The 12242-nt window shown below is 63.8% G+C and carries 14 protein-coding genes and 1 tRNA gene; 2 read left to right on the forward strand and 13 right to left on the reverse strand.

The genetic code is table 11. From position 1 onward, the window contains the following. Positions 1-114 precede the first annotated feature (114 nt). From dapE to rpmH, 10 genes are all read right to left on the reverse strand, one after another. Positions 115-1281, reverse strand: a complete 1167-nt coding sequence (gene dapE / locus JJE66_RS13190) for a succinyl-diaminopimelate desuccinylase (RefSeq protein ID WP_200514682.1) — start codon at positions 1279-1281, stop codon at positions 115-117. 10 nt (positions 1282-1291) lie between these two features. Next, positions 1292-2137, reverse strand: coding sequence for a 2,3,4,5-tetrahydropyridine-2,6-dicarboxylate N-succinyltransferase (dapD, locus tag JJE66_RS13195; RefSeq protein ID WP_200514683.1), 846 nt, complete (start codon positions 2135-2137; stop codon positions 1292-1294). Between the two features lie 180 nt (positions 2138-2317). Continuing rightward, positions 2318-3043 (reverse strand): pyrimidine 5'-nucleotidase, encoded by a 726-nt coding sequence (locus JJE66_RS13200; protein ID WP_200514684.1) that lies wholly within the window; start codon positions 3041-3043, stop codon positions 2318-2320. A gap of 181 nt (positions 3044-3224) precedes the next feature. Continuing rightward, the gene (locus JJE66_RS13205) at positions 3225-4211 is read right to left on the reverse strand and encodes a DUF1036 domain-containing protein (RefSeq protein ID WP_200514685.1); all 987 of its coding nucleotides are present in this window, start codon (positions 4209-4211) and stop codon (positions 3225-3227) included. A gap of 158 nt (positions 4212-4369) precedes the next feature. Further along, positions 4370-5257: an acetylglutamate kinase gene (gene argB, locus JJE66_RS13210; protein ID WP_200514686.1), complete on the reverse strand. Its 888-nt coding sequence runs from the start codon at positions 5255-5257 to the stop codon at positions 4370-4372. A 113-nt stretch (positions 5258-5370) separates the two neighbouring features. Beyond that, positions 5371-5733 carry a DUF423 domain-containing protein gene (locus JJE66_RS13215; RefSeq protein WP_200514687.1) on the reverse strand — a complete coding sequence of 121 codons (363 nt, stop codon included), beginning with the start codon at positions 5731-5733 and terminating at the stop codon, positions 5371-5373. Next, on the reverse strand, positions 5730-6383 hold the full coding sequence (yihA, locus tag JJE66_RS13220) for a ribosome biogenesis GTP-binding protein YihA/YsxC (RefSeq protein ID WP_200514688.1): 654 nt from the start codon (positions 6381-6383) through the stop codon (positions 5730-5732). The genes JJE66_RS13215 and yihA overlap by 4 nt, the downstream gene beginning before the upstream one ends. 139 nt (positions 6384-6522) lie before the next feature. Further along, on the reverse strand, positions 6523-8370 hold the full coding sequence (gene yidC, locus JJE66_RS13225) for a membrane protein insertase YidC (RefSeq protein ID WP_200514689.1): 1848 nt from the start codon (positions 8368-8370) through the stop codon (positions 6523-6525). Positions 8371-8386: 16 nt separating this feature from the next. Continuing rightward, positions 8387-8809 (reverse strand): ribonuclease P protein component, encoded by a 423-nt coding sequence (gene rnpA, locus JJE66_RS13230; protein WP_200514690.1) that lies wholly within the window; start codon positions 8807-8809, stop codon positions 8387-8389. Between the two features lie 27 nt (positions 8810-8836). Then, on the reverse strand, positions 8837-8971 hold the full coding sequence (rpmH, locus tag JJE66_RS13235; protein ID WP_008542748.1) for a 50S ribosomal protein L34: 135 nt from the start codon (positions 8969-8971) through the stop codon (positions 8837-8839). Positions 8972-9322: 351 nt separating this feature from the next. Here rpmH and JJE66_RS13240 point away from each other — a divergent pair, with 351 nt between their 5' ends. Together JJE66_RS13240 and JJE66_RS13245 are read left to right on the forward strand one after the other, a co-directional pair. Then, positions 9323-10858: a HAMP domain-containing sensor histidine kinase gene (locus tag JJE66_RS13240; RefSeq protein WP_200514691.1), complete on the forward strand. Its 1536-nt coding sequence runs from the start codon at positions 9323-9325 to the stop codon at positions 10856-10858. A 164-nt stretch (positions 10859-11022) separates the two neighbouring features. Further along, a tRNA-Arg gene (locus tag JJE66_RS13245) sits at positions 11023-11099 on the forward strand. A 95-nt stretch (positions 11100-11194) separates the two neighbouring features. Here JJE66_RS13245 and JJE66_RS13250 read toward each other — a convergent pair. The 3 genes from JJE66_RS13250 to JJE66_RS13260 are packed head-to-tail and all read right to left on the reverse strand — an operon-like array spanning position 11195 to position 12233. Beyond that, on the reverse strand, positions 11195-11626 hold the full coding sequence (locus JJE66_RS13250; protein ID WP_200514692.1) for a CopD family protein: 432 nt from the start codon (positions 11624-11626) through the stop codon (positions 11195-11197). An 11-nt stretch (positions 11627-11637) separates the two neighbouring features. Continuing rightward, entirely contained in the window at positions 11638-11970 is a 333-nt protein-coding gene (locus tag JJE66_RS13255) for a DUF3817 domain-containing protein (RefSeq protein WP_246756175.1), read from the reverse strand. Then, positions 11970-12233 carry a hypothetical protein gene (locus JJE66_RS13260; RefSeq protein WP_200514693.1) on the reverse strand — a complete coding sequence of 88 codons (264 nt, stop codon included), beginning with the start codon at positions 12231-12233 and terminating at the stop codon, positions 11970-11972. The genes JJE66_RS13255 and JJE66_RS13260 overlap by 1 nt, the downstream gene beginning before the upstream one ends. Positions 12234-12242 lie beyond the last annotated feature (9 nt).

Raw genomic sequence — 12242 nt, forward strand, 5'->3', positions numbered from 1 at the left:
GGCGTCATGGCCGGGCTTGTCCCGGCGATCCACGATCTTCGTCTCGGTTGGCAAGAACGTGGATGCCCGGGACAAGCCCGGGCATGACGGCGGAGGGCTTGGCGAAGGCCGCGACTAAGTAAAATACCGCGTCAAAATTCCGCGATACACCTGCGTCAGCTTCTCCAGATCCGTCACCGGCACGCGCTCGTTGACCTGGTGCATAGTCTGGCCGACCAGGCCAAACTCGATCACCGGGCAATAGCTGGAGATAAAGCGCGCATCCGAGGTGCCGCCCGAGGTCGACAGCTCCGGCTTGCGGCCCGTCACCTCTTCGATCGCGGAGACCGCGAGGTCGGTGAACGGGCCGGGCTTGGTCACGAACACATTGGAGTTCGACGGCTCCCAGACGATGCGGGCCTTGATGCGGTTGCCGCAGGCTTTTGTCAGGCGCGTCTCGACCAGCTCGCGCAGGCTGGCCTGCGTGTGGTTGTCGTTGTAGCGGATGTTGAACTTGGCGCGGGCCTCGCCCGGGATGACGTTGTTGGCCTTGTTGCCGACGTCGACCGAGGTGAATTCGAGATTGGAGGCCTGGAACTGCGCGCTGCCATGGTCGAGCGGCTCATCGCTTATCGCCACGATCAATCGCGAGATATCAGGCACTGGATTCGACGCGCGATGCGGGTAGGCGACATGGCCCTGCACGCCGTCCACATAGAGTGTGCCGGATTGCGAGCCACGGCGGCCGACCTTGATGGTATCGCCAAGCGTTTCGACATTCGAGGGCTCGCCCAGCACGCAATGATCGAACTTTTCGCCGCGCTCGGCGGCCCATTTCAACAGCTTGATCGTGCCGTTGATGGAGACGTCTTCCTCGTCGCCCGTGATCAGGAACGAGATCGAGCCGTTCCCGTCCGCACGCGGCTTGCCATCATTCGCGGCGAGATGCTCCAGCACGGCTGCGACCGAGCAGGCAATGCCGCCCTTCATATCGACCGCGCCGCGGCCGTGCAGAAAGCCGTCCTTCACCTCGCCGGAGAACGCTCCGACGCTCCAGGCGCTCTCGTCGCCGGGCGGCACCACGTCGGTGTGGCCGGCAAAGGTGATGTGCGGACCGTCCGTGCCGATCCGCGCATAGAGATTGTCGACATCGGCCAAGCCTGCCTCGCTGAACGTCACGCGGTGGCAGGTGAAACCCGCCGCGTTGAGGGCCTTTTCAAGCACGCCCAGCGCGCCGGCATCGGCCGGGGTTACCGAGGGGCAGCGGATGAGGTCGCGGGCAATCGAGAGAGCATCGGTCATGCGACGCCGATCAATCCCGCAGCAGCTCGTTGATGCTGGTCTTCGAGCGCGTGCGCTCGTCGACGCGCTTGACGATCACTGCGCAGGCCGTGCTTGGGCCGATCTGGCCGTTCTTCATCGGCTTGCCGGGCAGCGCGCCGGGCACCACCACCGAATATTCCGGCACTTCGCCGATGAAGATCTCGCCGGTGTCACGATCCACGATCTTGGTCGAGGCGCCCAGGAACACGCCCATCGCCAGCACCGCGCCCTTGCGCACGATGACGCCTTCGGCGACCTCGGAGCGCGCACCGATGAAGCAGTCGTCTTCGATGATCACGGGTTCAGCCTGGAGCGGCTCGAGCACGCCGCCGATGCCGGCGCCGCCGGAGATGTGCACGCGCTTGCCGATCTGTGCGCAGGAGCCGACGGTCGCCCAGGTGTCGACCATGGTGCTCTCATCGACATAGGCGCCGAGATTGACGAAGGACGGCATCAGCACGACGTTCTTGGCGATGAAGGCCGAGCGGCGGACGACTGCGCCCGGCACCGCGCGAAACCCGGCATCGCGAAAGCGGTTCGGTCCCCAGCCTTCGAACTTCGAAGGCACCTTGTCCCACCAGCTCGCCTGGCCCGGACCGCCGGGAATCACGTCCATGTCGTTGAGGCGGAACGACAGCAGCACCGCCTTCTTCAGCCACTGATTGACCTTCCACTTGCCGTCGGCGCCGCGCTCGGCGACGCGCGCCTCGCCCTTGTCCAAGGCCTCCAGTGCCTGGTCCACGGCCTCGCGCACCTCGCCCTTGGTCGAGGTCGAGATGCCGTCACGCGCGTCGAAGGCGCTGTTGATGGTGGATTCCAGGGCGGACAGGGACATCGGGATTTCCTCAGCGGGGATTGGGAATTTTGATGAATTGGAGCGCTTTTTCGGGATTTGAGGGGGTGGAGTCAAGGCATACTCACTCGTCGTCCCGGCGGAGGCCGGGACCCATAACCCCAGGGAGTGATTGTGGTGCACACTGGTCACCACGAGTCTTCGCCAAACTCAATTTGGTGGCTATGGGTCCCGGCCTTCGCCGGGACGACGCGGAGAAGGGTGAGACAGCCCCGCCAAGAATCCCGCCAGATCATCGGTGACGTGATCGACATGGGCGGCATCGCGGCCTTCCAGCTCCCAGTCCTCGCGCACCACTTCCCTGGTGCCATCGGGCACCACCAGCACGGTGGTCATGCCGAGCTCGTGCGGGACGGTGAGATTGCGGGCGAGGTCCTCGAACATGGCGGCGCGTGTCGGATCGACCTCATGCAGGCCAAGGAATTTCCGGTAGGTCTGCGCCGCGGGTTTGGGTTCGAATTCCGCGGCGATGATGTCGAACACGCCGTCAAAATGCGTGGCCAGGCCGAGCCGCGCCAGCACCGCATCGACATGGTCGACCGAGCCGTTGGTCAGGATCAGTTTTCGTCCCGGCAGCTTCGCGATGGCCGCGCCGAGCGCCGGGTTTGGCTCCAGCGGCGAATGGTCGATCTTGTGCACGTAAGCGAGATAGTCGTCGGCGCGCACGCCATGCCGGGTCATCATGCCGCGCATGGTGGTGCCGAAGCGCTGGTAATAGTCCTTCTGGATCTTGCGCGCTTCCGCTGCCGTCACGTGCAGCCAGTTGCACACGAACTCCCCGATCCGCGCATCGACCTGCTGCCACAGATTGACGTGGTGCGGATAGAGCGTGTTATCGAGGTCGAACACCCAGGTGTCGACATGGCTGAAGGCGCGGGGGGATTTCATCACAACTCTCTCAACTCGTCGTCCCGGCGAAGGCCGGGACCCATACCACGTGATCTATCGATGAAGTGCGGTGCCAGTACCGCGCGGGTGAGGTCACTGTCAGTATTCGCCAAACGATGGCCTGTGGTTATGGGTCCCGGCCTTCGCCGGGACGACACTGGTATTTGTGGTGCGGTCACCATCACGGCACCGCAAAGCGCAGCGTCTTGCCGCCGCTCGACATATCCACCGCACCAAAACCCGTCGCCGCAAACCCGCGCGCGCCGCAATCGGTCTGCTCGTTGGTCTCGAACTTGGTTTCGCGGGTGCAGAGCTTCCTGTCGCCGCCCCAGTTCAGCGGCTTGTCCTTCAACTTGATGGCGCGGTTGTCGCCATCGACGGCTTCCGCGAAGCTGAAGATCTGCCTGGGCTGGCCGGCGACGTCGGGATGCAGGCAGGTCTTGGGATCGATGCGGTACCAGCCGCGGCTGGTGACAGACTTGCCGTCGTCGGTTGCAACCGCCGCCATCACCTTGTGCGGCGTGTCGTTGCACCAGGTCAGGCCGGAGGTCGACGGCGTCTGCGCCGCATCGATCATGGTCTTGAAGAAATTCGGCGAGGCGACCAATTCGGAGGACAGCCCGCGGCTCTTCAGGAACGCAGCCAATGCAGCCTGCGTCTTCGGTCCGTCGACGCCGTCGATCGCGCCGATGTCGTAGCCCGCGACCACCAAAAGCCGCTGGATGCCGGCAAGCCGCGCCTGCTCGTCGTCATATTCGGAATCCTCGGCGAGATAGGCGACGAGATTGCCGTCGTCGCCCTGCGTCGGCGTGATCTGGGTGAAGGCGGCTTGGGTCTGGCCGTTGCGGCACTGCCGGGCGGCTGCGATGACGAAATTGTCCTGCGCCACGCACAGCATGTCGCTGCCGTTCTGCGGAATCGGGGAGGCGCCATAGACGCCGAGCGCGCGGGCGTTCAGCAGGATGCGGTCGGCGGAGAGCGTGCCCTGCACCACCACGCGGCAAGTGGCGGGATCGATCCTGAACCAGCCCCGCGTCGCGGTCGCCGCCTTGTCGTCGATGCCGATCGCGGCCTCGACGACGTAGGACATCCGGTTGCAGATTTTTAGATCGGCAAGGGCCGGTGCGGAGGAGAAGAACAACGATGCGGCTGCGGCCGGTAGAGACATCAGGACGCGTGTGAGATTGGAGCGACGCGATCGATGCTCTCTCCGCTCGTCATGGCCGGGCTTGACCCGGCCATCCACGCCTTGTTTCGGCAAAGAAAGAACGTGGATTCCCGGGACAGGCCCGGGCATGACACCCTCTTTTCCTGTCTTCTCGTCCCTCACTTGTGGATCAGCGTTCCCGTGCCTTGGTTGGTGAAGAGCTCGAGCAGCACCGCGTGCTGCATCTTGCCGTCGATGATAACGACGCCCTCGACGCCCTGCTCCAGCGCGTAGATGCAGGTCTCGACCTTCGGGATCATGCCGCCGGAAATGGTGCCGTCGGCGATCAGCTTTCGCGCGTCCTTCACCGAGAGCTGCGGGATCAGCTTCTTCGACTTGTCGAGCACGCCCGGGACGTCGGTGAGCAGCAGCAGGCGTTTTGCCTTCAGTGCGCCGGCGACCGCACCCGCAAAAGTGTCGGCGTTGACGTTCAGGGTCTGGCCTTCCTTGGAGGTCGCGAGCGGCGCCAGCACCGGGATCAGCTCGTAGCCGATCAGCTGGTTGAGCAAAGTGAGATCGACCTTCTCGGGGTCACCGACGAAGCCGAGATCGATCGCCTTCTCGATATGCGAGTCCGGATCGACGATGGTGCGCGTCGTCTTCGACGCCTTCACCATGTTGCCATCCTTGCCAGATAGCCCCACGGCCTTGCCGCCGGCCTCGTTGATGAAGCCGACGATCTGCTTGTTGACGGAGCCGGCCAGCACCATCTCGACGATCTCGATGGTCGCGGCATCGGTGATGCGCAGGCCGGCTGCGAATTCCGAGACGATGCCGAGGCGCTTGAGCATGGTCGCGATCTGCGGCCCGCCGCCATGCACCACCACCGGGTTGATCGCGGTCTGCTCCAGCAGCACGACGTCGCGGGCAAAATTCTTCGCGGCCTCCTCGTCGCCCATGGCATGGCCGCCATATTTGATGACGATGGTTTCTTCGTCGTATTGCTGCATGTGCGGCAGCGCTTCGGACAGGATGCGGGCCTGGTCGAGCGGGGAGATTTCGGTCATGAGGCGGATCTCGGCTTGCGGGACAAACGCGGCCTGCGTTCTATCTGATTGGCGGGCGAGGCGCAAAGCGTGACTGGCATGCTGCTGCGCTCCATCCGGGCTACGGCTACGGATCAGCGCTTCGCCACCACCGCGGCCAGCGTCACCGTCAGCCAGCTCACAATCATCAGCGTTCCGCCGGTCGGCGCCGCGTAGGGAAACAGCGAATGGCCTGCGTATTGGCGCACGGTGAGGTCGCCTGCAAAAAGTGCAGCCGCGATGACGAAGCCGAATGCCGCGACAAGGCCAATTCCGCCGTGCAGAAGTCCGCGCGCGAGCAGGGCGACGCAGCCCAATATGGCAGTTGCGTGAAACAGCAGCATGGCGCTGGCGGAGGCAAGCCGGTTGGCATCGGCACCGTGGGCGGAGGCGGCGGCCAGCGCGACGCCGACGGCGCCCATCAAGCCGGCAAGCCCGATCAAAAGGCGAGCCATCATTTGGTCCGCTCCTCCAGCAGCTTCGCCATCGCGGCGCGCAAGCTCTCCATGCCGGTTGAGCTTCGCGAAGAGGTTGCGATCACGTTGGGGAACGCGGCCGGATGTTTGGCGAGCGCAGCCTCGGTCTCGGTGATGCAGCTGGCGAGCTCGGACGCCTTCACCTGGTCGGCCTTGGTCAGCACGATCTGGTAGCTGACGGCCGAGCGGTCGAGCGTCCCCAGGATCTCGAGGTCGACGTCCTTGAGCCCGTGTCGCGCGTCGATCAGCAAATAGACGCGCGCGAGCGTGGCGCGGCCGAGCAGGAATTTGTGGATCAGCTCGGTCCATGACGCGACCTGCGTCTTGGGTGCCTTGGCATAACCATAGCCGGGCATGTCGACGAGGCGCAGGTCACTTTTCCCGGGCACCTCGAAGAAGATCAGTTCCTGGGTGCGGCCCGGCGTATGCGAGGTGCGCGCCAGCGCATTGCGGCCGGTGAGCGCGTTGATCAGGCTCGACTTGCCGACATTGGAGCGGCCGGCAAAGGCGATCTCCAGCCCCGCCATCGGCGGCAGCGTCTCGATCGAGGGCGAAGCCCAGATGAACTGCCAGTCGCGGGTGAACAGCTTTCGCCCGGCCTCGATCAGCTTCGCATCTTTGTCGTCGGTCATGCGAAGGCTCTATCCTTTTGTCATGGCCGGGCTTGTCCCGGCCATCCACGTCTATCTGCGGCTTCTCTCCTGAACGTGGATGCCCGGGACAAGCCCGGGCATGACGATCTGGAGGCAGTTTTCTTGGCAATGACGACCGCTACGTCGCCTTCCTCGCGAACGTCGCCTTGAGATTGTCGAACAGCTCCACCTTCACGCCGTTGCGGCGCATGATGAAGCTCTGCTGGAGCACTGAGAGCGTGTTGTTCCAGGCCCAGTAGATCACGAGGCCCGCCGGGAAGCCGGCCAGCATGAAGGTGAAGATCAGCGGCATCCAGTTGAAGATGAGCTGCTGCGTCGGATCCGGCGGCGTCGGGTTCAGCTTCATCTGGAACCACATCGTGATGCCCATGATGATCGGCCAGATGCCGAGCGCGAGATAGTGGCCGAACATCGGAAGCTGCGTCGGATCGTAGTGCAGCAGCCCGAACAGGGTGAACAGATTGGTCGGATCGGGTGCGGAGAGGTCCTTGATCCAGCCGAAGAACGGCGCGTGCCGCATCTCGATGGTGACGAACAGCACCTTGTAGAGCGAGAAGAACACGGGGATCTGGATCACCACGGGAAGACAACCCGCGACCGGGTTGATCTTCTCCTTGCGGTAGATCTCCATCATCTCCTGCTGCTGCTTCACCTTGTCGTCGGGATAGCGCTCTTTCAGCGCGGCAAGCTGCGGCTGGACCGACTTCATCTTCGCCATCGAGGCGTAGGACTTGTTCGCCAGCGGGAAGAACAGGAGCTTCACGATCACCGTCACGAGCAGGATCGAGATGCCGAAATTGCCGAAGAAGCGGTAGAAGAAGTCGAGACCGAGGAACATCGGCTTGGTGATGAAGTAGAACCAGCCCCAGTCGATCAACAGATCGAAATGGTTGAGGCCGAGCTCCTTGTTGTAGCCGCCCAGGCCTGCGAACGGGAACACGCCGACCACACCCGCTTCCTTGGCACCGGCGAACAGCCGCGCGTTTGCGGTCGCGCTGCCGCCGATCGCGACGGTGACGGGATCGAGCAGATAGTCGGTCTGGTAGGTATGGACGTTGCCGACGAGGTTCGAGGAGAACTTCGCCTGAAGCGTGGCGCTGGTGTCGGGCAGCAGCGCCGAGGCCCAGTACTTGTCGGTCATGCCGAGCCAGCCATCGGTGGCCTTGAAGTTGACTGACTTGGCTTCGTCGATCTTCTTGTAGGCGTATTCCTGCAAGCCATCGAGATAACCGATCAGGCCTTCATGCAGGATGTAGTAGCCTGAGACGTGCGGGGTGCCATGGCGCGAGATCAGCGCGAACGGATAGAGCGTGACCGGCGCGGTGCCGACATTGCTCACTTCGTCCTTGACGGTGAAGAGATAGTGGTCGTCGACCGAGATGGTGCGGCGGAAGGTGAGGCCCTCGCCGTTATCCCATTTCAGCACCGCCGGCGTCGTCGGCGTCAGGCTGCCGCTGCCGTCCTGCTGCCAGACGGTCTGCTCATCCGGCAGCTTGGCCTTCACGCCCGCGGCCGGCACCCAGCCGAACTCGGCGTAATAGGGTTCTGCCGTGCCCGAGGGCGAATAGAGGATGATCGGCGGCGACTTCGGGTCGACCGTTTCGCGGAATTGCAGCAACGCGAGGTCGTCGATGCGGCCGCCCTTCAGCGAGATACTGCCGGCAAGCCGCGGCGTGTCGATCTTGACGCGCGGACCGGCTGCAATCGCGGTGTCGCGGGCAACCACCGGCTGGGCCTGCTGGTTCGTGGCCGGAGCGGCTGACGGCTGAGCCGCGCCGCCGGATTGCGGCGTGGCGCCCGGCGTTGCGGACGCCGTCGGCTGCGGCGTGGTCTTCTGGAGCTCCGCCTGCACCTGCTGCTGGGCGCGCTGCTTCTCCATCGCCGGCACGTTGTAGAAATACTGCCAGGCGATCAGCACCACGCCGGACAGAATGACGGCAAGGATGGTATTGCGATTGTCAGTCATCACAGATGTCTCGTCATCAATCCGGTTTGCGGCTGGCCGCTGGGGCGGACCTTTGGCCGCGTCCCTTGAACGGTGCTTTGGGCATATGCCGCGCGGGCTTCGTGAACGCTATGCGCAGATCGTCGAGCATGGTTGCGAAGTCGCGCGAAAGCGCGTCCCTTCGTCCGACCAGCACGTAATCATGATGGGGTTGCATCGACACCGGATCGAGCCGCTTCACCAATTCGCGAAGCCGGCGCCGGATGCGATTGCGTTCGGGGGCGTTGCCGTTCTTTTTGGTAACGGTGAAGCCGATCCGGATCGGGCCGCTGTCGTCGCGGCCAAGGCTTTGGCGGTCAAGACTTCGGCGGTCAAGGCTTTGCAGGACGAACGCGGGGCTATTCACCCGCGCGCCATTGGCAACGGCGAGGAAATCCGCTCGCTGCCTCAGCCGATCCATGATGAAATCCCAAAAAGGGGGTCCGGCTCAGGCGCTCAGACGCTTGCGGCCGCGGGCGCGGCGGGCGGCGAGAACCTTGCGGCCACCGGCGGTGGCGAGACGAGCACGGAAACCGTGACGGCGCTTGCGCACCAGTTTGCTGGGTTGATAAGTCCGCTTCACGGGTTTTTCTCCGCTGACCGGGCAATTTGCCTGTAGAATTAAGGGTAAAGTCCGGAAGATGCGGCCCAAAATGGGCCGTTTCCGGCCCCATCAAGAGCCGCTCCCGGTGTCGCACCGGGTCATCGCGGACAATTCGGCCGGCTTATATGCGAGCGTCCCCTTTTCGTCAACGCCGCAGGACCGCACAGTTCGAGTGAATATCACTGTTTCGGCGGGGTTTTTAACCCTTGAGGTGGCGATTAGCCGTATCAACGCTTACATCCCACATTTGCAGATTAGCGATCCGTAATTTGACCACCCCCCGGGGCGGGTCGCATTCTCCAACAGCCAACGCCAGCAGGGGCGAGTTTCGTGGCAACGACAGACCTCAAGCCGACCCCGGACTTGGATCAGGGCTTGAATCAAGCTCTGGATCGCGATTTGGACCGGGCGGACCAGCCGGTGACGCGGTCGCGCGGGCCAGCGGGGCTTGGCCTGTCCGGCAAGCTGTTGCTGCTGACGCTCCCCCTGGTGATGATCGCAGCCATCCTGCTCTATGTGCCGGCGATCGCCAACTTCTGGGTCAACCGGCTCAACGACCGTGTGGCCGCGGCCAACACGGCGGCGCTGGTGCTCGATGCGGCGCCGCTCGGCATGGTGCCCGATTCGTTGTCGCGCCAGATCCTGAAAAGCATCAACGCGCGCGCGGTCGCCATCAAGATGGGCCAGCAGCGCCGTCTGCTTGCCAGCGACAATCTGCCGACCGCGATCGAGCATGACGTCGATCTGCGCGACATGACGGTGTGGGAGGCGATCACCGGTTCGATCCAGATGATGCTGGAGACCGGCAACCAGCCGATCCGGATCGTCGGCCCCGGCGTTGGCAACGCCCAATTCGTCGAAATCGTCACCGACGAATTACCTCTGCGGCAGGCGATGTACCGCTTTTCCCGCAACGTGGTGGTGGTGGCGCTGATCATCGGCGTCCTGACCGCGGGCCTCGTCTACCTCGCGCTCCATTATCTCTTCGTACGGCCGATGCGGCGGCTGACCGCGAGCCTGGTCGGCTTCCACGAGAACCCCGAAAGTTCGGCGCGGATCATCGTGCCGAGCCAGCGCAGCGACGAAATTGGCGTCGCCGAGCGCGAACTGTCCGACATGCAACGCGACCTGATGTCGATGTTGCATCAGAAGAGCCGGCTCGCCGCGCTCGGCCTCGCCGTCTCCAAGATCAACCACGATTTGCGCAATTTGCTGGCCTCGGCGCAATTGCTGTCGGACCAGCTTGCCAGCGTGCCCGATCCGCGGGTGCAGCGTTTTGCGCCGAAGCTCGTGCGCTCGCTCGAGCGCGCCATCGCCTTCTGCCAGTCGACGCTGTCCTACGGCCGCGCCCAGGAGGCCGCGCCTGACCGGCGTATGCTGCTCATCGAGCCGGTCGTGCTCGAGGTGCGCGAGACCGCAGGTCTCGCCAGTGACGCCTCGATTGCCTGGGTCGCTGCGATCGAGCGCGGGCTTGCAGTCGATGCCGATCCCGACCAGCTGTTCCGCGTGCTGCTCAACCTCGTGCGCAACGCCGCCCAGGCACTGGAGAGCCACGCCTCCGGCGACGGCGGCCCGCAGCAGATCCGGATCACCGGAAAGCGCGAGGGCGCGGTCGCCATCCTCGAGGTCTCCGATACCGGCCCCGGCGTGCCTCAGAGGACCCGGGAGCATCTGTTCGAGGCGTTCCAGACCTCCGGCCGTCCCGGCGGCAGCGGGCTTGGTTTGGCCATCGCCGCCGAGCTGGTCCGCGCCCATGGCGGTGACATCCATCTGGTCGAGGGCACCATCGGCGCCACCTTCCGGATCGTCATCCCCGACCGCCCCGTGGAACTTCTCTCGATCCGCAACGAGCGGGCACGAGCCTAGTCGGCCAGCGGCCGACGTAAAAACCGTCACCTCACTGCAAAATCTCCCCAAGCCGGACCTTGCCAATTGGGGCAAGAGCGGTTAGTCAGAGCGCTCTTTCGCACCCCTCCGGCGCTGTCCGGAGGCTGCCTGCGGGCTAGCCCGCATCGCTGTTTGCGAAACACGCGCCCGTAGCTCAGCTGGATAGAGCATCAGACTACGAATCTGAGGGTCGGACGTTCGAATCGTTCCGGGCGCGCCATTTTACGATAGAGCAAGCTGTTGCCGACAAGAAGCTTCACCACTTCGCGGCTGACCTTTGCCCGCGCGTTCGCGCCGAAATGCCCCAAATCGGCGCTAGATTGGCTTGGTGACAACGAGGACGACGATGATGAACGTCGCGATCACGACGGCCGCGGCGGCATAGGGCAGGGAGGCCGGCGAACTTGGCTCCTGACTGCACGCAAGTCTGCGCAGCCGTCCTGAGAGGACGCCGTGCTGCACGGACAACAGCAGGACCAGGGCGAGTTTGGCCAGAAGCCAAGGTTGCGGGAACCAATTGCCGGTCAGCGCGAGTGCCAGCCCAAAAATCCAGACGAGAAGCATTGCCGGCGACGTGACACGCTGATCCCATCGGCGAACATGCACGAGAAATGCGGACCGAGTTGCGATCTCTTGCTGGTCGCGGGCGCCGGATACGGCCGCAAGAGTCACGCCGACGACCAAGATGCCGCCGATCCAGGTTACAACCGCGACAATGTGCAAGGCTTTGAGCCAGAGATAGTCCATTGCCCGCGCCTTCAGATCGACGCCATGAGCGCCGATTGGCGGCGCGCAAGCGCTCGCTCGTTCAGGAAAGCGCCAAAGGGAATGAAGGCCGCGAGCACCATCCGAGCCGTCGCAGCACGCGACCATCCCCCGATCGACACGGTTTGGATGAGCATCCAGACGTAGAAAACAAAAGCGACGCCATGGACCGGTCCCATGACGCGGGTTGCGATCGGATAACCGGCAAGATGCTTGAGAGGAACGGCAACGCCGATGAGCAGGAGAAGCGTGGTCCCCTCCAGCAGCGACACGGCGCGCATCTTGCGAAGTTGCGACAATTCCTCGGCTCGGTCGGCGGAGACCATCACTCAACCTCCTTGAGGACCTTCTCGACACGTTCAAGACGACTCTGAATGTCCGCAACATTGTCCTTCAAGCTGGCGATTGCTGCGGCCCCCTCTTCCTGGGATTTCACCGCGCGCGTGGCGAGGTTGCGATAGGCGTCTTCGCTCGCAATTCTCAGACGGGCGTTGCGCGCGCCGACGAAGTATTTCATGGCGAAGATTGACAGGATCACGATCAATATGAGGATCGTGACGAGTAGAAACATGCTGCCGCGGTCGGCCATAGATCGTCC

Source organism: Bradyrhizobium diazoefficiens (genome assembly GCF_016612535.1).
GTDB classification, from domain to species: domain Bacteria; phylum Pseudomonadota; class Alphaproteobacteria; order Rhizobiales; family Xanthobacteraceae; genus Bradyrhizobium; species Bradyrhizobium diazoefficiens_C.

What these genes read in the sequence shown, in the direction of transcription:
- dapE (WP_200514682.1), bottom strand. Translation starts at nt 1,281, where the DNA reads ATGACCGATGCTCTCTCGATTGCCCGCGACCTCATCCGCTGCCCCTCG.
- dapD (WP_200514683.1), bottom strand. Translation starts at nt 2,137, where the DNA reads ATGTCCCTGTCCGCCCTGGAATCCACCATCAACAGCGCCTTCGACGCG.
- JJE66_RS13200 (WP_200514684.1), bottom strand. Translation starts at nt 3,043, where the DNA reads ATGAAATCCCCCCGCGCCTTCAGCCATGTCGACACCTGGGTGTTCGAC.
- JJE66_RS13205 (WP_200514685.1), bottom strand. Translation starts at nt 4,211, where the DNA reads ATGTCTCTACCGGCCGCAGCCGCATCGTTGTTCTTCTCCTCCGCACCG.
- argB (WP_200514686.1), bottom strand. Translation starts at nt 5,257, where the DNA reads ATGACCGAAATCTCCCCGCTCGACCAGGCCCGCATCCTGTCCGAAGCG.
- JJE66_RS13215 (WP_200514687.1), bottom strand. Translation starts at nt 5,733, where the DNA reads ATGATGGCTCGCCTTTTGATCGGGCTTGCCGGCTTGATGGGCGCCGTC.
- yihA (WP_200514688.1), bottom strand. Translation starts at nt 6,383, where the DNA reads ATGACCGACGACAAAGATGCGAAGCTGATCGAGGCCGGGCGAAAGCTG.
- yidC (WP_200514689.1), bottom strand. Translation starts at nt 8,370, where the DNA reads ATGACTGACAATCGCAATACCATCCTTGCCGTCATTCTGTCCGGCGTG.
- rnpA (WP_200514690.1), bottom strand. Translation starts at nt 8,809, where the DNA reads ATGGATCGGCTGAGGCAGCGAGCGGATTTCCTCGCCGTTGCCAATGGC.
- JJE66_RS13250 (WP_200514692.1), bottom strand. Translation starts at nt 11,626, where the DNA reads ATGGACTATCTCTGGCTCAAAGCCTTGCACATTGTCGCGGTTGTAACC.
- JJE66_RS13255 (WP_246756175.1), bottom strand. Translation starts at nt 11,970, where the DNA reads ATGGTCTCCGCCGACCGAGCCGAGGAATTGTCGCAACTTCGCAAGATG.
- JJE66_RS13260 (WP_200514693.1), bottom strand. Translation starts at nt 12,233, where the DNA reads ATGGCCGACCGCGGCAGCATGTTTCTACTCGTCACGATCCTCATATTG.